Raw genomic sequence first — 21,811 nt, 5'->3', positions numbered from 1 at the left:
TCTAGGCCCAGGTCATGCTGGGCCCAATGGCCTCCACTGCCTGCGACAGCGGGATGCCGGAGCCGTCCCGGCGGCCATGTTCCTGCGGAAGGGACCGCGCCACCCCTGCCAGCGAGGACGCCTTGGCCGGACCGTGCCCTGCCCAGCCGATAAGGAGGGTGTCTTCGCCCTTCAGGAACCGGTGTGCCCGCACCCCCGCAGTGGCCCGGCCCTTGGCCGGGTACTCCGCGAACGCCGTCACTTTTCCTGCACCCGGAGCCGTGCCCGGCAGGGCGCCTTCGGTCCCGGACACCGTCACCACGACCGCGTCCTCGTCACCCGGGGCCACGGTGCCGAAGAACAGCACCTGGTCCCCGGCGCCCAGCTTGATTCCCGCCATGCCGCCCGCCGTGCGGCCCTGCGGACGGACATTTGCCGCGCTGAAGCGCAGCAACTGGGCCTGCCTGGTCAGGAACACGAGGTCGACGTCGTCCGCCCCGGCAGGTTCCACACCCACCACCGTGTCCTTGTCCTTGAGGGCAATGACTTCCCAGTCCTCGCGGTTGAGGGGATAGTCGGGTTGCACGCGTTTGACGATGCCCTGCGCCGTACCGATCGCCAGCACCGTGTCCAGCGGAGCGAACGCAACCAGCGTTTCGCCCTTCAGCAGCGTGATGAAGTCTTTGGCCGGGACGCCGCCGGCCAGGTTGGGAAGCCCCGACATCGGCGGGAGTACGGGCATGTCCATGACCTGGAGGCGCAGCATCCGGCCCAATGACGTGACGGCGGCAATCTCGCCGCGCGCGGAGGTTTTCACCACTGACCGGAAGACGTCGTGCCTTGACCGCGGTCCGGACTCGGTGAGCGGCTCCTGGTTGGAGGTCCGGGCGATCTGTCCGCTGGCGGTCAGGATGGCCCAGCAGGGGTCATCGGCGATTTCCAGTGCGAGGGGGGCCGCCTTGCCCTTGCCGCCGGGTGCAGTCGCCAGTGCGGCGACAGTGGGAGAGACCGCTTCGGACTCGAGCAGGACCGTCCGGCGGGGCGTTCCGTACTTCTCGGCGATTTCGCCCAGCTCGTCGGACACCAGTTGGCGCAGGCGCTGGTCCGAACCCAGGATGGCCTCCAGCTCCGCGATTTCACGCTTCAACTGGTCCTGCTCTTTTTCGAGCTCGATCCGCGAGTACTTGGTCAGCTGCCGCAGCCGGAGTTCCAGGATGTAGTTCGCCTGGATTTCAGTGAGATCGTAGATGGACATGAGGCGTTCGCGGGCTGCGGCTACCTCGTCGGAGGACCGGATGATCTGGATGACCTCGTCGATGTCCACGATGGCGATCAGGAGACCTTCCACCAGGTGCAGGCGGTCCTTCTTCTTCTCCAGCCGGAAGGCGGTACGGCGCCGCACTACGTTGATGCGGTGTTCAACGTAGACGGAGAGGAGCTGCACCAGGCCCAGGGTCTGCGGCTGGCCGTCCACCAGCGTCACGTTGTTGATGCCGAAGGAATCTTCCATGGGCGAATACCGGTAGAGCTGCTGGAGCACGGCGTTCGGGTTGAAGCCGTTCTTCAGCTCGATGACAAGCCGCAGGCCGTGCTTGCGGTCGGTGAGGTCCACGATGTCGCTGATGCCGGTCAGCTTCTTGCCGTTGACGGCGTCCTTGATCTTCTCGATCACCTTCTCCGGGCCCACCATGTAGGGAAGTTCCGTGACCACCAGGCCGGTGCGGCGGGCCGACAGCTGTTCCACCTCCACTTTGGCGCGGGTCTTGAATGAGCCGCGGCCCGTGGCGTACGCGTCACGGATGCCGTCCAGTCCCACGATCCGTCCGCCCGTGGGCAGGTCCGGGCCGGGAACGAACCGCATGAGGTCCTCCAGGGTGGCCTCCGGGTTCGCGATCAGGTGCCTGGCAGCGGAGATGACCTCCACGAGGTTGTGCGGGGCCATGTTCGTGGCCATGCCGACGGCGATGCCCGTGGCGCCGTTGACCAGCAGGTTGGGGAACGCCGCCGGGAGGACATCCGGCTGCGTCAGCTGGTTGTCGTAGTTGGGGACGAAGTCCACTACGTCTTCATCGAGGTGGTCGGTCAGGCTGAGCGCTGCCGCCGCGAGGCGGGCCTCGGTATAGCGCGGGGCCGCCGGGCCGTCGTCGAGCGAGCCGAAGTTGCCGTGGCCGTCTATCAACGGCAGCCGCAGCGAAAAGTCCTGCGCCATGCGGACCATGGCGTCGTAGATCGCCGTATCACCGTGAGGGTGCAGCTTTCCCATGACTTCGCCCACCACGCGGGCGCTCTTCACATGGCCCCGGTCCGGACGCAGGCCCATCTCGCTCATCATGTAGAGGATGCGCCGCTGCACGGGCTTCAGGCCGTCACGGGCGTCCGGAAGGGCCCGCGAATAGATGACCGAGTAGGCGTACTCGAGGAACGAGCCTTCCATTTCCGACGTGACGTCGATGTCAACGATGTTCTCGGTGTAGTCCTGGACGGCGTCCCCTGCCGGGGCGGAACTTTGGCGGCGGGCCATGAGGCTGGTGGATCCTTAACGGTTTACTGGCGAATTTTAGCTAGGCTAACCCTATGGTGGATCAGCCCGGGGACGGCGTATATCCGGAATATTGGGAAGCCGATGTCGTCCTGCGGGACGGAGGGACGGCTCATCTGCGCCCGATCCACCCCTCAGATGCCGACGCCGTGCAGGCTTTCCACACCGGCCAGTCTCAGAAGTCCATCTATATGCGCTTCTTCGCCTTCAAGGCGAGGCTCTCCAGCAAGGAGCTGAAGCGCTTCACGGAGGTGGACTACAAAGACCGGGTGGCGCTGGTGATCACCATTGGCGGCGAAATCCTGGGCATCGGCCGCTACGACCGGCTGGCCGATCCCGAAGAAGCCGAGGTTGCCTTCAATATAGCCGACGCCCACCAGGGCCGCGGCATCGGGTCGATCCTGCTGGAACACCTGGCCGCCGCCGCCCGCGAAAACGGGATCCGTAAGTTCAGCGCCGAAGTGCTGCCGGAAAACCGCAAAATGCTGATGGTCTTCTCCGATGCGGGCTACGACGTCAAGAGGCATTTCGACGACGGCGTGGTGAGCCTTGAGTTCAACATCGACCCCACCGATAAGTCCCGGGCTGTCATGGAGGCACGTGAGCACCGCGCAGAGGCGCGAAGCATCCAGGAGCTCCTGGCGCCGTCGTCGGTCGCCGTGATCGGAGCCAGCCGCAAATGGGGCACCATCGGCTACCAGCTGCTCGAACACATCATCGAAGGCGGCTTCACCGGGCCCGTGTACGCCATCAACCCCGAGGCGCTGGAACTGGCGGGCATGCTGTCCTTCGCGAGGCTCTCTGAGGTGCCGGACCCGGTCGGGCTGGCCATCATCGCCGTGCCGTATGAGGAAGTCCCCAACGTCGTGGCGGACTGCGCGGCCGCCGGAGTCAAGGGCGTTGTTGTGGCGACAGCCGGATACGCCGACGACGGCGAACGCGGCCTGGCGCGGCAACGCGAGCTGGTCCGCCAGGCCAGGTCCAACGGAATGCGGGTGATAGGACCGGCGTCCCTGGGCATCGTGAACACCAACCCGGCCGTGTCCCTGAACGCGTCCATGGCGCCGAGCCTGCCGCGCCGCGGCGGCCTTGGCCTGTTCAGCCAGTCCGCCGCCATCGGCGTGGCGTTGTACGCGGCCTCCAGCCGGCGGCGGCTGGGCCTGTCCACCTTCCTTTCGGCAGGCAACCGGGCGGACGTCTCCGGCAACGACATGATGCAGTTCTGGGAAGACGACGCCGATACCGCGGCGGTGGGCCTGTACCTCGAATCCATCGGTAATCCGCGCAAGTTTTCTCGTCTGGCGCGGCGCCTCGCCCGCACCAAACCCGTCATCGTGGCGAAATCGGACGCCACGGGCCTCCAGCTGCCCCCCGGGCATGCGGTGCGGACCACGCAGGCGCCCCCGGGTGCCCTGGACGCGATGATGCGCCAGTCAGGTGTGATCCGGGTGGAAACCATTGAGCAGCTTATGGACGTGGCACAGATCGTCGCCGGCCAGCCGCTGCCTGCCGGGGCGGACATCGCCGTTTTCAGCAACTCCAGGGCGCTCGGCAAAGTGGTCGCGGACAGTGCCGCCGCCAACGGGCTGGGCGTTGGACGGATCGTCACCGACGTGGATCTCGACGCCGGCATGTCGCTTGCGTTGCCGGCCCTCCGCGAAAGCCTGGCCGGGACACTCGCGTCCGAGTCCATCCACGCCGTCGTGGTGGCGCTGCTGCCGGCACGGGGACTGACCGTGGAGAAAATTGCCGGAGTCCTGGCGGAATGCTCCGCAACGGCGGGTAAACCGGTGGTCGCCGCGTTCACGGGGATCCTCGACCCGTCCGTCTACGTCGAGGGCATGGTGGGCGCGGAAGCCGGGTCGATCCACTCCGTGGGGGATGAATCCGCCGGCGGATCCGTGCCGTGCTACTCCAACCCCGGTGCCGCCGTCGCAGCGCTCGCCGCCGTGGTCAAATACGCCGAGTGGGTGGACCGCGACCAGGGCCTGTTCGTGGAGCCGGAGGGCTGCGATCCGGAGGCTGTCAGGACTGAGCTGGAGGACATGCTTCATGACGTCCCCGGTGAGCAGCTGGTGCAGCTTGACCCGGGAAAAGCATCAACGCTGCTGGCGCATTACGGCATCCATGTTGTTCCCTCTGAAGGCTTCGAGACGCCGGACCAGGCCGTAGCGGCCGCGGAGCGGCTGGGCTGGCCCGTAGTACTCAAGACCACGGACCCCGCACTGCGCCACCGGCTGGATCTGGGTGGCGTGCGGCTGGATATTCAGGACGCGGATTCGTTGCGGCGGAACATCGTTGAAATGCACCGGGCGCTGGCACCGTACGGTTCGCCGTCCATGGAAGTTCAGACAATGGCGCCGGTGGGGCAGGCCTGCACGTTCCGGGCGATCGAGGATCCGCTGCTGGGCCCGGTGGTCTCCTTCGGGCTGGCCGGAGATGCCGTGAACCTCCTGGAGGACTGGGCCCACCGGGTACCGCCGCTGTCCGGCGCCGACGTCCACGACTTCATCCGCGCGCCGCGGGCAGCCCGGAAACTGTTCGGCTACCAGGGCCTGCCGGCCGTGGATGTGGCCGCACTGGAGGACATCGCGGCACGGTTGACCCGGCTCAAGGACAACCACCCCGAAATAGCGCTGATTGAGTTCAACCCTGTCCTGGCCGGACCGCGGGGCGCCTCGATCCTGGCGGCGGACGTCCGGATCGCGAACGCCGCCCAGCGAACCGACAGCGCCCGGCGTGCGATGCGGAGCTAGCACAGTTAGCAAGTGCCCAGCCGATCTGTGAAAATGGGGTAATGAGTCCCCAGCCTCCCACGTCGAAGCCGCAAGCACCCCGAACCGGTCACCAGGCCCCACACGGCCATAACGCGCATGACCACGGTGCCCAGGGCCAGAGCCTTGAAGGGGCCCTCCAGCAGGCAGGCTTCTACCCCCGGCTCGTAGCCGATGTTGTTGACGACGCACTGGACGGCCGCGACTGCATGGCTCACCTTGTGCACCTTGAGACCCATTTCGACCGGGCGGAAGTCCGCCGCCACATCACTGTGCTGGTGCTGACGGACGACATGCTGGTCATCGCCCACGTAGACGACCAGCAGCTGGACGAGGCCGGGGAGCAGATCGTCGCGCAAATCTCCACCGAGTCGGTGCCCGTGGCGCAGATCCGCTCCGTGGTGCTGAGCTACATGTACGCCCAGCCGCAGAACTACAAGCCTTCTGACCCCGTCCGGGAACTCACCCTCTCCATCGCCTGGTCCGGGGGCCAGCGGCTGGACATGGGGCCGGCCAGCTGCGGTGATCCGCAATGCGAGGCCGACCACGGCTACAGCGGCACCATCGCGCAGGAAGACATTGTGCTGCGGATCAGCGCCGAAGCTGACGGACTGCAGGCTGTCCAGGACGCCAAGCTGTTCGCCCGGGCGCTCCGGGCCGTCAACACGGGCTCGCCGGCGCCGGTGCCGCACAGCACCGTTCCAGCGCCGCGTCCCCGCACCGGCGTCTTCGGCAACCGCCTCAGCCGCGGGCACCAGCGCTGAGATGACGTCCGGTACCAAAGGTGAACCTTTTGCCGTAGCCGTAGCCGAAGGCGTGTCCGCACCGTCGATGCCAGCGGCGCCCGCCTTCGGCCAGCGCTCCATCGCTGAGGTCCTCACCAGCGCGGCAGCGAGCCTCGGCATTGAGGGCTTCGAGAACCGGTTGAAGCTGCCCGCCGCCAAAAGGGTATGCGTGGTCCTGGCGGACGGCCTTGGCCGCGGCCTGCTGAAGCAAAAGTCGGCGCACACCCCCTTCCTCCGGTCCATGATGCAGCAGGGGCAGGGAGAGGTGCCGGTGGCCCTGGATTCCGCTTTTCCCTCCACCACGGCGTCCTCCCTCGCCAGCTTCGGAACCGGGCTTCCGCCCGGCCGGCACGGGATGGTGGGTTACGACGTCCTTGACCCGGAGCAGGACAAAGTCGTCAACATGCTGGGCAATTGGGATGCAGGCGTGGACCCCCGCGAGTGGCAGCCGTTTCCCACCGTGTTCGAGCGCGCCGCCGCCCACACCGACGTGACCACCATCAGCCTTCCGCAATTCGGTGCCTCACCCATGACACAGGCTGCGCTGCGGGGCGGCCGCTTCATCGCCGCCGCCACTCCGCACGCCAGGACTGCTGCGGCGGCGGACGCCATGCTGGCCGCCGACAGCTCACTGATGTACTTCTACGTCAACGACCTGGACAAAGCCGGACACCGTTACGGCTGCCAGTCGCCCCAGTGGGAACACCAGCTTGAAGAACTGGACGCCACCGTTAAGCGGCTGAACGCAACCCTTCCGCCGGGAACCACGGTCCTGCTGACGGCGGATCACGGCATGCTCGACGTCCCTGAATCGCAGCGTCTCGACTACGCGGCCGAACCGGCCCTCATTGCCGGAGTCCGGCACACGGCGGGGGAGCCGCGCATGGTCCACCTGTACCTTGAGCCCAACGCAGGGGAACAGGATCGCGCCAGGCTGATCGAATCGTGGCGGGACCGGTTCGGCGACAGGATCTGGGCGTTCACCAGGGACGAGGCCGTGTCCGCCGGGCTGTTCGGTGATGTCAGGCCGGAGGTCAGCCCCCGCATTGGGGACGTCATGATCGCCGCGCGGGATGCCCTGGCGTTCTACGACACCCGCCGCGTGCGCCCTGCCGCGCTGGAGGTTGTCGGCCAGCACGGATCGCTGACCAAAGCGGAACGTGAGGTTCCGCTGCTTTGTTTCCAGGCTCGAGGCAGAAAGGGAGCGCGTGGCTGAACTCGTCTTCTTCTCAGGCACCATGGACTGCGGAAAGTCCACCCTGGCCCTGCAGATGGACCACAACCACCGGGCCCGCGGGCGCGGCGGTGTCAGGTTCAGCCGCAACGACCGGGCCGGCGGCGCAAGGATCTCCAGCCGGCTCGGACTCGAGACGGACTGCGTGGAGGTCCTGGACACCACGGACTTCTGGGACGAGGTCATCGAGCGCCGCACCCGCGGCCTCCGGGTGGACTACCTCATCTGTGATGAAGCGCAGTTCTACTCGCCGCTGCAGGTGGAACAACTGGCCCGGATTGTGGACGAGATCGACGTCGATGTGTTTGCGTTCGGCATCAGCGCGGACTTCCGCACCCGGCTCTTTCCGGGATCGCAGCGGCTTATTGAACTCGCGGACCGCGTGCAGGTCCTGCAGGTGGAGGCCTTGTGCTGGTGCGGACGCCGCGCCACCCATAACGCCCGCACTGTTGACGGCGTGATGGTGACCGAAGGGGCGCAAGTGGTGGTGGGCGACGTCGACATGGGCGGTGATCCGGCCTCTGCCGAGTCAGCGGACCACGCCCCCGTGGTGGGTTATGAGACGTTGTGCAGGCGCCATTTCATGCGGCGGGTCACGGCCCACGGAGCCAATGTCATGGCCCAGCAGGACCAGTTGTTGCCGTTCGAGGTGGACGCTTGCCTGTGGCACGGTGCCGGGGGAAGCCGGCGCAGCTGACCAGGGTGCGCAGCAACCCGGCCTAACTATCCCGGGACGTTCCCTGAAGACGCGGACGGAGCAGGTTTTGTGAGTTGGGTTGTGATCTCATCCGTCCAGGCGTCCACGGCGGCCCAGTCCCGCAAATCGCCGAACCGGCCGCCGGTGAGCCGGAAAAGCACCCGGAGCAGCACCGGCATCTGGGCGGCCTCGTAGACGCCGGAAAAGAGCCTGTGCCCGCGAAGGGGAACGTCCTTTGCTAGAACTCCCGCCAGGCGTGCCTGCTGCAGCGCGGCACCCCGTTTGCGGAACGGCTTCGGCAGTGCGTCCGACATCCCCACGCTGAAAGCCCAGACAGGTCGTTTGGCCAACTCGGGCGCATGGCGTTCAAGGAACAGCACAGCAGGAGGGAGCCACGCCTGGTTGTGGATGGCGCTTCCGACCACCACGGCCTGATAGCCGGCTACAGACTCGACTTCTTCCACGGACCGGCACTCAACCTCGCCCAGTCCCGCCGCCATACGGGCAGCTACCCGCTGCGCTATCTCCCGGGTGGAACCCATCGCAGTCGCGTAAGTGATCAGGACAGTCATGATGATGCCTCCTACCTTCCGTTCTCCAGTCTCATGGAAACTGCGCTGGCTGGAAGGTGCCATAGGTCCCTATACGGGCTCAGGCAGGCAAGGCAGGACCCTCTTAGTCCCCGCGTGCGCCGAAAACTATTTCATCCCAGCTGGGTACGCTGGAGCGCTTGGGCTTTGAAGGCTGCCGTTCCGGCTGCTCGGATTCCCGCTCGTTCCTGGCGATGTCGTTCCTGGCCGCATCATTTCTGGCCGCGTCACTCCTGGCCGCGGCCGGAGCATCCTCCCGGGGGCGGCGGGGGCTCCCGCCTCCCAGCAGTTCGTCCAGGCCCATGTTAGGAGCGGATTCGCGGTTCCAGCCGGACTGGCGCGCGGGGGCCGTATCCTTCGCGGGAACGGAATCCTCGCCGGCACCACCTTCGAGGCTTTGCGGCCCGCCGGGTGCTGCCGGCATGCTGCCGGACTCTTCGATTGGCTGCTCATCCGGACCCGCCACCGGGCGCAGCGGCGAGGCCACGATGGTGATTTCGCGGGTTTCGGTGCTGACGCCGTCGTGGAGCTTCAGCCGTTCATCGTCGTCGCCGGTGTGCCGCGGAGCCAGGCTCAAGCGGGAGAGCATGGAGGCACGGATCTCACGCTTACGGGTGAACGAGTCCCCCTTGGCGGCCGGGGCTGCGGCTTCTTCGCCGTTGTCCGCCCCTGCCGGGCCCTCTTCCATATCTGGTTCGGGGATGACTTCTGACGGACGCGGGTGGGCGGCCGGAACACCGTTGGTAAGTAGCAGGGCCAGGGCGTCATCGGCGTCTTCGTCAACACCCAGCCGTTGGCCGCGGCGTGACCGCAGCATATCGAGCAGGCCGTCCGGATCCTTGCCGGGCTGGCTGGAGGCCGTCCTGGCGGCGGCTGCCTCTGCATCCGTCTCGAAGTCGAACGGCCGGTCGGAGACGGCCGACAGGCGGCGCGCAGGTACCGGGCCGTCGAGGGGTTCCAGCTCGCTGAGCTGCTGCGCCCAGCGGTTGGCGTTTTGCAGCGACTTCCGGGCCGGACTGAAAGTCCACATGGCCGGCGGTTCCTCGCCGATGCTGGTATGACGGCCGGGATTGGTCTCGAAGCGGGCAACCACTGTCCACGTACCGTCCGGGCGCCGCCAGGAGTCCCACTCGACGGTTGAGGACTCGATGCCGTGGGCATTGAGCCGGTGGGCCACCATGTCACCGAGGGTGGCAGGGCTGTCCCCGAAGGCCGAGCGGTAGACGTCATGGCCCGGCGCCGGAGAGGCTACCTCGATTTTTCGGGCCTGCTGTGCCACGTAGTCGCGTTCAGCCAGCACCGGGCCTTCATAGCGCTGGACCTTGGCCAGGGGAATTCCTGAGAGTTCTGATACCTCGGCGGCGGTTGCGCCGCTCCTGATGCGCGCCTGGATGTCCCGCGGGGACATGGCGACGGGCGCGACAGCAGCGGTAACTCTCGCCGGAGAGCGGCTGGCCGCGAGCCGGAGAGCTTCGTCGATCGGCAGCCGGAACATCTCGCCGCCGGTGCCGCTCAACAGGAGATGCTCTCCGTCGTCGTGGACGCCTACAAGCCGTAGATCCTGCATACAAATCCTCCACCCTGGCATTACTGACATTCGAAACTCTGCCACCCGGCGGTCGCTTTTCCGGGGAAGGGAGAGGGCGCGCCGCGATATTCCGCGACTTTCCGGGGTGTCACTCGCCTTCGCGGACTGCCCGGGGAAAATGCGCGCCTGAGCCGGGCACAAAATCGGGCCACGCGGCGTTTACATCGGTGAACCGGACCGGGGACCAGCCAGCGGGCGCCAGTGCTCCCCGACACGCAGCACCCCGGGACCGGCGAACCCACGGAACAAAGCGGAGTGTGAATAGAAAATAATGGCGACAGATTATGATGCGCCGCGGAAATCAGAAGAGGAACTGAACGAAGATTCCATCGAGGAGTTGAAGACCAGGCGCGCGGAGAAGCCGACGGCGGTAGTGGACGAGGACGAATCCGACCTGGCCGAAGGCTATGAACTTCCGGGCGCGGACCTGTCGGGCGAGGAACTCCTGGTGCGGGTCCTGCCGGCCCAGGCGGATGAATTCACCTGCTCGTCATGCTTCCTTGTCCGTCACCGCTCACAGATCGCCCGCGAAAAGGACGGCTTGCTGTTCTGTAAGGACTGCGAAAGCTGACAACCGCCCGCCGCCCTCAGGCGTTCGTTAGCGCCGCCGTCAGTTGCGCCGGACGCCGCGTGGACGTGAGCCAGTAGGGAGTGGGGTCCGAAGGATCGGTGATGTCGATCCGCACCACCGGGTCCACCCAGCCGCGGATGCAGAGGTATGCCAGCCCGTTCAGGCGCGGCCCGCGCTCAGCCGTTGCCTCCTTCCCGCTGAAGGGCGTCACGGTTCCAATGAAGCGGCGCTCGATCGTGGCACGACCCACCTGCAGGGTGTCCGCTGTCACAGTGATCGAGGGTGTGGACAGGACCAGCAGCACCGTGATGATGGCGAACAGCACCACCGCCGCCGTGATGCCGGCCGCCATGCTGATCGGAGCAAAAACAAGGATGCCGGCGCCGGACAACCCGGCAGCCACCAGCCAGATCCACGGACTGGGGCGGAGCTTCTCGCTGTATACAACGGTGGTTCCGCGGGGTGTGCTGTTGGGGGCAGGCACAGCTGCACTAGATTCCGGCATAGGCCCAGCTTTCCACTTTTCCCGGGCTATTTCACCTTGGACAGGCGCCCGGCGGTGCCAGCGGCGGCTAGGCCCGGACGCGCCGCTGGCGTTAGAGTGAATGACTGTGACTGAAGAAACTGCAGCCGTGAGTACTTTGCCGTCTGACTCTCCGGAAGGCAGCCCCGCCGCCTACGGATCGCCCACACTGTCCGTGCAGCTGAAAATGCTCGACGACGGACTCGAAGCCCCGTCCTACGCCCACCCCGGCGACGCCGGAGCTGACCTCCGCGCCCGTGAGGATGTGGTGCTGGAACCCGGTGAACGCCGGCTGGTGCCCACCGGGGTGTCGATCGCCCTGCCGAATGGCTTCGTCGCCCTGATCCACCCGCGTTCCGGGCTCGCCACGAAGCACGGACTGGCAGTGGTCAACGCCCCCGGAACGGTAGACGCCGGATACCGCGGAGAGATCGCCGTGACCCTGCTGAACACGGACCGGGAGAAGGCCATTGAGCTTCGTCGCGGCGATAGAATTGCACAGATGGTCATTCAGCGCGTGGAGTACGCACAGTTTGTGGCCGTTACGGAATTGAGCGACTCGGTCCGCGGTGACGGCGGCTTCGGTTCGACTGGTGGATTCGGTTCGACCGGCGGCTTCGCGGCGCCGCAGGCCTAGCCTGCGGGCGGCGGCGGCTCGCTTTGCCGGTGCTGCATGACTTACCGCGCGGCCCAGGTGGCACGGCGGGACAAGATCACAACTAAGGAGACAACCCGATGGTTTTTGGGCGTGGCAAGAAGGCCAAGAAGGACCAGGCAGCAGAGCCCGGTGAAAGCCTGGAAACTGCAGGCCCGGCTGAGGAGAGCACCGGCCGGAAAGCCACGGGACCTTTTGACGTCTCGGAAATTGACAGCACTGACGGCTACGTGGACCTTGGCGCCCTGCTGATCGCACCGCGGGAAGGCCTCCAGCTTCGGCTCGAGATTGAGGAAGCCACGCAGCGGGTGGTGGCCGTCACCATGGACCTTGACGGTTCAAGCCTCCAGCTCCAGGCCTTCGCTGCCCCGCGCACCGAGGGACTCTGGGATGAGATCCGCGAACAGATCGGGCAGTCGGTGGGAAGCCAGGGCGGTCAGGTCGAGGAGATCCCGGGTGTTTTCGGCACCGAACTGGTGGCTAAGCTGCCGGCAGGAACTGCCGACGGCGCCGGCGGCTACCGTGTGGCCCGTTTCATCGGTGTCGACGGTCCCCGCTGGTTCCTCCGTGGCGTATTGGGCGGCGAGGCTGCCTTGGACCGCGATGCCGCCGCGAACCTCGAAGCCCTGTTCCGGCAGATCGTGGTAGTCCGGGGCGAGAGCCCGATGCCGCCGCGCGACCTGCTGCAGCTTCGCCTGCCGAAGGATTCCGCTCCTGCACCGCAGCAGGGCGCCCCGGAATTTGAGCAGCCCGAGCGCGGACCGGAGATCACCCAGATTGGCTGACCCGGCCGGCGAGTATCCACGGCCCGAACTTTCCATTAGTGGATTGCCGGACCGTGGACGGGTGCTGTGCCGTGGCTTTATTGAGTCCGTCACGTACGTTCCGGCCACCCAGGTTGCCACGTTCACCGCGATCGTCATTGATCACGACCTCCCGCGCAACAAGGGCAGACTTGCCCCCGTTGCCGCGGAACCGCCGTCCGCCCGGAAGCCCGCGGGACCGGGCCGGCGCGACCGGCTGCGGGTCGTGTGGCTCGGTCGACGGCGGGTACCCGGCGTCGGCCCCGGATGCGAACTCCGGCTCGAAGGGATGCTCACAGTACGGGACGGCCTTCCCACCATGTTCAATCCCCGCTACGAAATACTGTCCCGCCAGGAGAACGAATGACGACGTCCGAGAACCCGGACCCCGCTGCGGGCCAGGGTAAGCCCCGTCCAGCCCCGGAGCCGCCGTCAGTGGCCGACCTTGCAGAAGGCTACGCCGTGAAGGCCGGCCTGCACCGGTCTAAGGACGGCAGCATCGACGTCGTCAAGAGCGCCGGCGGTGTCCAGGGCATCGCGGAGAGCATCGTCCCGGGACTCGTTTTCCTGGTGGCGTTCACCATCACCCGCGACCTCACGCTGTCACTGATAGGCGCCCTCGCTGCGGCGGCCGCCTTTACCGTTGCCCGGCTCGTCCAACGGCGGCCGTTGACACAGGCACTGGCGGGGATCGCCGGCGTCGGAATCTCCGCCTGGCTGGCGAACACCACCGGTAAAGCGCAGGACTTCTACGTCCCGGGATTCTTCACCAATGCGGCGTACATTGCCGGCATGGTGGTCTCCATAGCGCTCCGCTGGCCCATCGCAGGCCTGCTGTTCGGCTTTATCCGGAACGAGGGCCTGGACTGGCGCAAGGACCCGGCCCGTGTCAGGGCCTACCGCCTGGGCACGTGGGTGATCGTGGGCGTCCTGGCCCTGCGGCTGCTGGTCCAAGTGCCGCTGTACCTCCTCGGCGAGCAGGGCCTGGCCGCCCTCGCCACCACGAGGCTCCTGATGGGTGCACCGCTATACATCCTGGGCATCTGGGTAGCGTGGCTCATCACCCGGCCCGCAGCTTCGGCGGAGCCTCCGGCGCCGGCAGAACCGGGTGCACCGTCGCAGTCCGGTCCTCCGCCGCTGCCTTAGCCGTCGGATCTAGCCGTCGAAACCGTCGTCCTCGGGTGCCTGCTGCTCCTGCTGCCGGGCGGGGCGGCCGTCCTCCTGCCCCTCCAGCAGGTCCGCTTCCCGGTCCTGCTGCTGCTCGGGGGACAGTAGCGCCCTGAGGCCGTCTTCGGCAGCGATGGTGGTGACGAAGAACAGTTCGTCACCACCATCGAGCACATCGTCACGGCTGGGAGTGATGGGTGCCTGGTCCCGAAGGATCGCCACCAGCGTGGAGTCTTCGGGCCAGTCAATGTCTCCCACCGTGACCCCGATAACGTGCGAGTCGTGCGGGACGGTGAACTCGACGAGGGACGACACCCCCGTCTGCAGGGTGAGCAACCGGACGAGGTCGCCGATTTCCACCGCCTCTTCGACGAGGGCGGTCATGAGCTGCGGGGTGTTGACCGCAACGTCGACGCCCCAGGAGTCGTTGAACATCCAGTCGTTCTTGGGGTTGTTGACGCGTCCCACCGTGCGTCCGACGCCGAACTCGGTCTTGGCCAGCAGCGACACCACCAGGTTGACCTTGTCGTCACCCGTGGCCGAAACCACCACGTCGGCGTCTTCGAGCTTTGCGTCCTGGAGCGTGCTCAGTTCGCAGGCGTCCCCGACCAGCCAATGCGCGCCACGCAGCCCGCTGCGGCCGATCACTTCCGGCTTCAGGTCGATCAGCAGGATTTCGTGCTTGTGGGAAAGAAGCTCACGGGCGATCGAGGAACCGACGCTCCCGGCCCCGACGATAACGACTTTCACTTACTGCTCCTTGGGTGGTTCTTTGGCAAGAATGTGGCCTACCTCGGCGCTGCGGTCCACTCGCAGCATGGCATGGACGGTGTCGCCCTCCTGGTAGGACGTACCGGCGCCGGGCAGCATCCCCTCGCCGAACCTGGTCAGGTAGGCGATCCGGATTCCGGCGACCTTCTCGATTTCGGCGATGGAGTGCCCGATCCAGGACGGATCGAGGTCGATTTCGGCGAGGACAAGGCGGCCGGAAGGCTCCCGGAAGTCTCCGGCGAGGTGCTGTTCGGGGAGGATCCGGCGCAGCACCTGGTCGGCGCTCCAGCGCACTGCCGCCACCGTCGGAATGCCCAGCCGCTGGTAGATCTCGGCGCGGCCGGGGTCGTAGATCCGGGCCACAACGTGGGGGACATGGAAAGTTTCGCGGGCCACCCGGGTGGCCAGGATGTTCGAGTTGTCACCGCTGGACACTGCTGCGAAGGCATAGGCCTCGCTGACGCCGGCCTGCTTCAGGGTTTCCCGGTCGAACCCGACCCCGGTGACCTTCCGGCCGGAAAAACCGGTCCGGAGCCTGCGGAAGGCACGGTCGTCCTGGTCGATGATGGCCACCGAATGGCCCGCATCCTCGAGGGTGTGCGCCAGCGTTGCTCCCACGCGGCCACAACCCATGATCACGAAGTGCGCCACCCGTGCCTCCTCTGTCTTTTTCCTGTTGCTGCCTAAGACTCTACCGGCCGTCCGGGCCGCCCGTTCCGGTGTCCGGCAGATCCGGCCCGGCGACCACCCCGGCGCGCAAGCGGGCGACCGGGGAGGGGACAGCCGGATGCTGTCATGACATCGCGTCCGAATCAGACTAGCTTTGTGGAGTGCTGACAATATTGAATGCCGTGAAACGGGTTCTCGTGGGGCGGCCATTCCGGAACGACCGCCTGGCCCATACCTTGCTGCCAAAGCGGATTGCGCTTCCCATTTTCGCCTCCGACGCCCTGTCCTCGGTGGCTTACGCGCCCGACGAAATCCTCCTGACATTGGCGTTGGCGGGCGTCAGCGCCGTGGCATTCTCGCCCTGGGTGGGCCTGGCCGTCATGGTTGTGCTGTTGACCGTCGTCGCGTCCTACCGGCAGAATGTCCACGCCTACCCCTCCGGCGGCGGCGATTACGAGATCGCCAATGAAAACCTGGGCAAGTTTGCCGGGCTCACGGTCGCGTCCGCGCTGCTGGTCGACTACGTGCTGACGGTTGCCGTGTCGATGTCCTCGGCCGCGGCCTACCTGACCACCGCCGTGCCCTCGCTGCACGGCCAGCAGGCCCTCATTGCGACCATCGGCGTCGTGATCCTGGCCCTGGTGAACCTCCGCGGCATCCGGGAGGCAGGTAGCGTCTTCGCCGTCCCCACCTACATCTTCATGGCCTCCATTCTCGGCATGACTGCCGTCGGGATCTTCCAGTCCCTCACCGGCCAGCTGGGCCGGGCACCGTCGGCGGACTTCACGATCGTTCCGGCCGCCGGCTTCGACGAAGGGCTGGTGGGTCTCGCCGGCGCGTTCCTTTTGCTGCGCGCGTTCTCCTCGGGGGCCGCGGCGCTGACAGGTGTTGAGGCCATCAGCAACGGCGTGCCGAACTTCCAGAAACCCAAAAGCAAGAACGCCGCCACCACGTTGCTTCTGCTTGGCGTCATCGCCGCCTCCATGCTTGCCGGCATTATCTACCTGGCCAACGCCACCAAGGTCCACATTGTGCTGGACCCGGCCACGGAATTCCTGGTCGACGGGCAGCCGTTGCCGGAGGGCTACATCCAGAGCCCGGCCATCAGCCAAATCGCCCAGACCATCTTCGGACCGGGCTCGGTGCTGTTTTACATCGTGGTTGCCGCAACCGGCGTCATCCTGGTTTTTGCCTCGAATACAGCCTTCAACGGGTTCCCGGTCCTGGGCTCGATCCTGGCCCAGGACGGCTACCTGCCGCGCCAGCTGCGCACCCGCGGGGACCGGCTGGCCTTCAGCAACGGCGTCCTGGCCCTCGCCGCCGGCGCCCTGGTGCTGATCCTGTCGTTCGACGCCGACGTCACCAAACTCATCCAGCTGTACATTGTGGGCGTCTTCATCTCGTTCACGATGAGCCAGCTCGGCATGATCCGGCACTGGGGCCGGGAGCTGAAGCTCGCCAGGGATCCCGCCGTCAAGCTGCGCATGCTCAAGTCCCGCATCATCAACACGATCGGCTTCGGCATGACGGCGCTGGTCTTGGTGATCGTGCTGATCACCAAGTTCGAACAGGGGGCCTGGATCGCCCTGCTGGCGATGTTCGTGCTCTTCCTGATCATGTGGAGCATCCGCGCCCACTACGACAACGTGGCCAAGGAACTCGCTGTGGACGAGGATTCCTCGCCCCGCGCCCTGCCGTCCCGGGTCCACGCCGTACTGCTGGTTTCCCACGTCCGCAAGCCCGTTCTGCGGGCATTGGCCTATGCCCGGGCGTCGCGGCCCTCCCGGCTTGATGCCATCACGGTGGACATCAACTCCGAAGAGACCGCGCACACCCTGGCCGACTGGGAGAAACTGGAAATTCCGGTGCCGCTGACGGTCCTCGCGAGCCCGTACCGCGAAACGGTGACTCCCATCATGGAGTACGTGAAGAACATGAGGCGGGATTCGCCCCGTGACCTGATCGTGGTCTACATCCCCGAATATGTGGTGGGCAAATGGTGGGAACAGCTGGTCCATAACCAGACCGCCCTGCGTATCAAAACCCGCCTCCATTTCGAGCCGGGAGTCATGGTGGCCAGCGTGCCCTGGCAGCTGAAATCGTCCGAAGAAGCCAAGAAATTGCAGGATATCCAATGAGCCCCGAGACCCAGACCCGCACGCATGCCGAACTCGTAGTGGACATCGGGCCTATCGCCCACGGCGGCCATTGCGTTGCCCGCCACGAGGGCCGCGTGGTTTTCGTCCGCCACGCCATTCCCGGCGAAAAGGTCCGGATCCGCCTGACGGACGCGGGGGAGGATTCCAAGTTTTGGCGCGCCGACGTTGTGGAAGTGCTCGACGCTTCTCCGGACCGGGTGTCCCATTTCTGGCATGTGGCGGATTCGCTCCGGGCATGGTCACACGGCCATCCTCCGGTGGGCGGCGCGGAGCTGGGCCACGTGTCACTTGAACGTCAGCGAAGCCTCAAGGCTGACGTGTTGGCGGAACAGCTGAAGCGGCTCGCCGGCGTCGAACGCGTCACGGAGGTGGAAGCTGTCGGGGCGGCCGCCGCCACAGGCGACCACAGCGATGGTGCCTCCGGGCTGGGATGGCGCACGCGGGCCAGCTTTGCCGTGACACCCGCCGGGAAGCTGGGCATGCACGCACACCGTTCCGACCAGGTCATTGCCATCCGCGAGATGCCATTGGCCGTGGCCGGCATCAACGACCTCCGGCTGTGGGACATCGACCTCACGGGCGTTGAACGCGTTGAAGTGGCCGCGCCGGCCAACGGGTCGCGCCCGCTGGTCCTGCTGGCACCGGCCGAAGGGACCCGCACCAAGCGCCTCAGCGGGATCCTCGCGCAGCTTCCCGACGACGTCTCGGTGGCAAGCTTCGATCCGGCCAAGGGCGACGCGCTGCAGCTGCGCGGCCGCACCTGGGTGCAGGAGTCGGCCGCCGGGCACGAGTTCCGGGTCACGGGGGAAGGCTTCTGGCAGATCCACCGGGATGCTCCGGAGACACTCGTCGGGGCGGTGAAGGGATTCCTGCACGACGGCGGATACCTGGAGCCGGGTGCCGTGGTTGCGGACCTGTACGCCGGGGCAGGGCTGTTCACCGCCGCCCTGGCGGACGCCGTGGGCGTGACCGGCTCCGTGCTGTCCGTTGAGGGTGCCCCCGGCACCAGCCGGGACGCGCGGAAGAACCTGCACGACGCGCCGCAGGTGGAGATTGTGCAGGGACGCGTGGAACGGGTCCTGCGCCAGAAGCCACGTAACTTCGATGCCCTGGTGCTGGACCCGCCCCGCGCCGGCGCGGGTAAGGCAGTGGTCAGCCAGTTGATGGCGGCAGGTCCCCGGGCCATCGCCTACGTGTCCTGCGATCCGGCGTCTTTCGCCCGGGACCTGGGGTACTTTCGGCAGGAAGGCTGGCAGCTCGCAGAGCTGCGGGCGTTCGACCTGTACCCGCACACCCACCACATGGAGACAGTGGCGTTGCTGACGCCCCCGGCCTGATGTGACTAGGATGGGCGTAGTAGTCCCACGTCGCGCGCCGAATTCTCGGCTGACCCCATGCTCTTTTGTATGACCTTGTACTAATTAGGATGACCTAACTAGCAAGCGGTCTACCGCGCGACAAAGATGAAACTGTTGCGAGAGGAGTCCTGCGATGAGCATTGTGGACAGCTTCGGTTCAAAAGGCAAACTTAATGTAGCCGGTACCGAATACGAAATTTTCCGGTTGAACTCCGTTGAAGGTGCAGAAAACCTTCCGTTCAGCCTCAAGGTATTGCTTGAAAACCTGTTGAGGACCGAGGACGGCGCCAACATTACGGCCGATCACGTCCGAGCACTGGCCGGTTGGGATCCCAACGCCCAGCCCGACACTGAAATCCAGTTCACGCCGGCGCGCGTGATCATGCAGGACTTCACTGGCGTGCCCTGCGTAGTGGACCTCGCCACCATGCGTGAGGCCGTCAAGGAGCTCGGCGGCGACCCCAAGAGGGTCAACCCGCTGGCTCCCGCCGAGATGGTGATCGACCACTCGGTGCAGATCGACGCATTCGGCAACTCCGGCGCACTGGAGCGCAACATGGAGATCGAATACCAGCGGAACGGGGAGCGCTACCAGTTCCTCCGCTGGGGCCAGACCGCGTTTGACGACTTCAAGGTCGTCCCGCCGGGAACCGGCATTGTGCACCAGGTCAACATCGAGTACCTGGCCCGCACCGTGATGACCCGTGAAGTTGACGGCGTTGTCCGGGCCTACCCGGACACCTGCGTCGGCACCGACTCGCACACCACCATGGTCAACGGCCTGGGCGTCCTGGGCTGGGGCGTTGGCGGCATTGAAGCCGAGGCCGCAATGCTGGGCCAGCCCGTATCCATGCTGATCCCGCGCGTCGTGGGCTTCAAGCTGACCGGGTCCATCCCGGCCGGCGCCACCGCCACCGACGTCGTCCTCACCATCACCGAGCAGCTGCGCAAGCACGGTGTTGTGGGCAAGTTCGTGGAATTCTACGGCGAAGGTGTGGCGGCAGTGCCGCTGGCCAACCGCGCCACCATCGGCAACATGAGCCCGGAGTTCGGCTCCACTGCTGCGATGTTCCCGATCGACGACGTCACCCTTGAGTACCTGCGCCTCACCGGCCGCTCGGAAGAGAACGTGGCCCTCGTGGAGTCCTACGCGAAGGAACAGGGCCTGTGGCACGATCCTTCCAAGGAGATCAAGTTCTCCGAGTACCTCGAGCTGGACCTGTCGACGGTTGTCCCGTCGATCTCCGGCCCGAAGCGCCCGCAGGACCGCATCGAGCTCACGGATGCCAAGGAGCAGTTCCGCAAGGACATCCACAACTACGTGAGCATCGAAGACGGCAGCGTGGACGAGTCCCTGGAAGAGTCCTTCCCGGCCTCCGACCCGCCCTCGTTCACCCACGCTGATTCCCACACCACGGAAACGGCCAGGGTTGAGTCCGCCGCCAACGGTGCCGCCGGACGTCCGTCCACCCCGGTGCACGTTGTCACCGCGGACGGCCGCGAGTTCGAGCTGGACCACGGCGCGGTGTCCATCGCCTCGATTACCTCCTGCACCAACACGTCCAACCCGTCCGTGATGCTGGCCGCAGCCCTGCTGGCGCGCAACGCCGTCGACAAGGGCCTGGCCGCCAAGCCGTGGGTCAAGACCTCCGTCGCTCCCGGCTCCAAGGTGGTCACGGACTACTACGAGAAGTCCGGCCTCACCCCGTACCTGGAGAAGCTCGGCTTCTACATCGTGGGTTACGGCTGCGCCACCTGCATCGGCAACTCCGGCCCGCTTGATGCCGAAATCTCCGAGGCCATCCAGGCCAACGACCTTTCCGTCACCGCTGTGCTGTCCGGCAACCGCAACTTCGAAGGCCGGATCAACCCGGACGTGAAGATGAACTACCTGGCCTCCCCGCCGCTGGTCATCGCCTACGCCCTGGCCGGAACCATGGACTTCGACTTCGACACCGACGCTCTGGGACAGGACGAAGCCGGCAACGACGTCTTCCTGAAGGACATCTGGCCGAACCCGGTCGAAGTCCAGCAGGTCATCGACTCCTCGATCGACAAGGAAATGTTTGCCCGCGGCTACGAGGGCGTCTTCGACGGCGATGACCGCTGGAAGGCCCTTGACACCCCGGCAGGCGACACCTTCGCCTGGGATGAGAAGTCCACGTATGTCCGGAAGCCCCCGTACTTCGAAGGCATGAAGGCCAAGCCGGAGCCCGTCACGGACATCACCGGTGCCCGCGTGCTGCTCAAGCTCGGCGATTCCGTCACCACCGACCACATCTCCCCGGCCGGTTCCTTCAAGTCGGACACCCCTGCAGGCCAGTACCTGCTGGCAAACGGCGTGGAGCGCAAGGACTTCAACTCCTACGGTTCGCGCCGTGGCAACCACGAAGTCATGATCCGCGGCACCTTCGCGAACATCCGCATCAAGAACCAGTTGCTCGACGGCGTCGAGGGTGGCTTCACCCGCGACTTCACCCAGGCGGACGGTCCCCAGGCGTACGTTTACGACGCCGCCCAGAACTACCAGGCAGCCGGCACCCCGCTGGTGGTCCTGGCAGGCAAGGAGTACGGCTCCGGCTCATCCCGTGACTGGGCTGCGAAGGGCACCGCGCTCCTGGGCGTCAAGGCTGTGGTGGCTGAAAGCTACGAGCGAATCCACCGCTCCAACCTGATCGGCATGGGCGTTCTGCCGCTGCAGTACCCGGCCGGCGAATCTGCCGCAACCCTGGGCCTGACCGGCACGGAAACCTTCGCAGTCGAGGGCGTGACCGCCCTCAACGAAGGCACCACGCCGAAGACCCTCAAGGTAACGGCCACCGCTGAAGACGGCTCCGCCAAGTCCTTCGATGCGGTCCTGCGTATCGATACCCCGGGCGAGGCGGACTACTACCGCAACGGCGGCATCCTGCAGTACGTGCTGCGCCAGATCTCCGCCAACTAGCGGCG

18 protein-coding genes are annotated in these 21,811 nt (G+C 66.2%); 12 read left to right on the top strand and 6 right to left on the bottom strand.

What is annotated here, in order from left to right; translation table 11 throughout:
* Position 1 precedes the first annotated feature (1 nt).
* The gene (locus tag ACFVWT_RS17620) at positions 2-2,500 is read right to left on the bottom strand and encodes a DNA topoisomerase (ATP-hydrolyzing) subunit A (protein WP_390250084.1); all 2,499 of its coding nucleotides are present in this window, start codon (positions 2,498-2,500) and stop codon (positions 2-4) included.
* A gap of 53 nt (positions 2,501-2,553) precedes the next feature.
* Here ACFVWT_RS17620 and ACFVWT_RS17615 point away from each other — a divergent pair, with 53 nt between their 5' ends.
* The 4 genes from ACFVWT_RS17615 (at position 2,554) to ACFVWT_RS17600 (ending at position 8,008) form a co-directional block, all read left to right on the top strand.
* A complete protein-coding gene (locus ACFVWT_RS17615) occupies positions 2,554-5,274 on the top strand; it encodes a GNAT family N-acetyltransferase (protein WP_390250082.1) in 2,721 nt (906 codons plus the stop codon).
* Positions 5,275-5,315: 41 nt separating this feature from the next.
* Entirely contained in the window at positions 5,316-6,056 is a 741-nt protein-coding gene (locus ACFVWT_RS17610) for a DUF5998 family protein (RefSeq protein WP_390250080.1), read from the top strand.
* 67 nt (positions 6,057-6,123) lie between these two features.
* Entirely contained in the window at positions 6,124-7,293 is a 1,170-nt protein-coding gene (locus tag ACFVWT_RS17605; RefSeq protein WP_390250289.1) for an alkaline phosphatase family protein, read from the top strand.
* Complete coding sequence (locus ACFVWT_RS17600; RefSeq protein WP_390250078.1) at positions 7,286-8,008, top strand: thymidine kinase; 723 nt, start codon at positions 7,286-7,288, stop codon at positions 8,006-8,008. The genes ACFVWT_RS17605 and ACFVWT_RS17600 overlap by 8 nt, the downstream gene beginning before the upstream one ends.
* A 26-nt stretch (positions 8,009-8,034) precedes the next feature.
* Here the strand turns inward: ACFVWT_RS17600 and ACFVWT_RS17595 are convergent, their stop codons facing one another.
* Together ACFVWT_RS17595 and sepH are read right to left on the bottom strand one after the other, a co-directional pair.
* Positions 8,035-8,580: a flavodoxin domain-containing protein gene (locus ACFVWT_RS17595; protein ID WP_390250076.1), complete on the bottom strand. Its 546-nt coding sequence runs from the start codon at positions 8,578-8,580 to the stop codon at positions 8,035-8,037.
* Between the two features lie 103 nt (positions 8,581-8,683).
* A complete protein-coding gene (gene sepH, locus ACFVWT_RS17590; protein ID WP_390250074.1) occupies positions 8,684-10,165 on the bottom strand; it encodes a septation protein SepH in 1,482 nt (493 codons plus the stop codon).
* A 292-nt stretch (positions 10,166-10,457) separates the two neighbouring features.
* On the opposite strand from sepH, the gene ACFVWT_RS17585 reads away from it, so the two are divergent.
* Entirely contained in the window at positions 10,458-10,757 is a 300-nt protein-coding gene (locus tag ACFVWT_RS17585) for a DUF4193 domain-containing protein (RefSeq protein WP_390250072.1), read from the top strand.
* Positions 10,758-10,773: 16 nt separating this feature from the next.
* On the opposite strand, the gene ACFVWT_RS17580 is transcribed toward ACFVWT_RS17585, so the two are convergent.
* Positions 10,774-11,262: a DUF3093 domain-containing protein gene (locus ACFVWT_RS17580; RefSeq protein WP_390250070.1), complete on the bottom strand. Its 489-nt coding sequence runs from the start codon at positions 11,260-11,262 to the stop codon at positions 10,774-10,776.
* A 106-nt stretch (positions 11,263-11,368) separates the two neighbouring features.
* On the opposite strand from ACFVWT_RS17580, the gene dut reads away from it, so the two are divergent.
* From dut to ACFVWT_RS17560, 4 genes are all read left to right on the top strand, one after another.
* On the top strand, positions 11,369-11,917 hold the full coding sequence (gene dut / locus ACFVWT_RS17575; protein WP_390250068.1) for a dUTP diphosphatase: 549 nt from the start codon (positions 11,369-11,371) through the stop codon (positions 11,915-11,917).
* Between the two features lie 98 nt (positions 11,918-12,015).
* Positions 12,016-12,720: a DUF3710 domain-containing protein gene (locus ACFVWT_RS17570; protein WP_390250066.1), complete on the top strand. Its 705-nt coding sequence runs from the start codon at positions 12,016-12,018 to the stop codon at positions 12,718-12,720.
* Positions 12,713-13,105: a hypothetical protein gene (locus tag ACFVWT_RS17565; protein ID WP_390250064.1), complete on the top strand. Its 393-nt coding sequence runs from the start codon at positions 12,713-12,715 to the stop codon at positions 13,103-13,105. Before ACFVWT_RS17570 ends, ACFVWT_RS17565 begins: the two co-directional genes overlap by 8 nt.
* The gene (locus ACFVWT_RS17560) at positions 13,102-13,884 is read left to right on the top strand and encodes a DUF3159 domain-containing protein (RefSeq protein ID WP_390250062.1); all 783 of its coding nucleotides are present in this window, start codon (positions 13,102-13,104) and stop codon (positions 13,882-13,884) included. The genes ACFVWT_RS17565 and ACFVWT_RS17560 overlap by 4 nt, the downstream gene beginning before the upstream one ends.
* A gap of 9 nt (positions 13,885-13,893) precedes the next feature.
* On the opposite strand, the gene ACFVWT_RS17555 is transcribed toward ACFVWT_RS17560, so the two are convergent.
* Both ACFVWT_RS17555 and ACFVWT_RS17550 read right to left on the bottom strand, forming a co-directional pair.
* Positions 13,894-14,655: a potassium channel family protein gene (locus ACFVWT_RS17555; protein WP_390250060.1), complete on the bottom strand. Its 762-nt coding sequence runs from the start codon at positions 14,653-14,655 to the stop codon at positions 13,894-13,896.
* The gene (locus ACFVWT_RS17550) at positions 14,656-15,327 is read right to left on the bottom strand and encodes a potassium channel family protein (protein WP_390250058.1); all 672 of its coding nucleotides are present in this window, start codon (positions 15,325-15,327) and stop codon (positions 14,656-14,658) included. It abuts the gene before it with no gap.
* A 179-nt stretch (positions 15,328-15,506) separates the two neighbouring features.
* On the opposite strand from ACFVWT_RS17550, the gene ACFVWT_RS17545 reads away from it, so the two are divergent.
* From ACFVWT_RS17545 to acnA, 3 genes are all read left to right on the top strand, one after another.
* Positions 15,507-17,483: an APC family permease gene (locus tag ACFVWT_RS17545; protein ID WP_390250056.1), complete on the top strand. Its 1,977-nt coding sequence runs from the start codon at positions 15,507-15,509 to the stop codon at positions 17,481-17,483.
* Positions 17,480-18,841, top strand: coding sequence for a class I SAM-dependent RNA methyltransferase (locus tag ACFVWT_RS17540; RefSeq protein WP_390250054.1), 1,362 nt, complete (start codon positions 17,480-17,482; stop codon positions 18,839-18,841). The genes ACFVWT_RS17545 and ACFVWT_RS17540 overlap by 4 nt, the downstream gene beginning before the upstream one ends.
* 154 nt (positions 18,842-18,995) lie before the next feature.
* Complete coding sequence (gene acnA, locus ACFVWT_RS17535; RefSeq protein ID WP_390250052.1) at positions 18,996-21,806, top strand: aconitate hydratase AcnA; 2,811 nt, start codon at positions 18,996-18,998, stop codon at positions 21,804-21,806.
* The last annotated feature ends 5 nt before the right edge of the window (positions 21,807-21,811 follow it).

It is taken from the genome of Arthrobacter sp. NPDC058288, from assembly GCF_042880995.1.
GTDB lineage: Bacteria > Actinomycetota > Actinomycetes > Actinomycetales > Micrococcaceae > Arthrobacter.
Note: the sequence above shows the minus strand (reverse complement) of the source record. Positions and strands in the feature narration are given on the sequence as shown.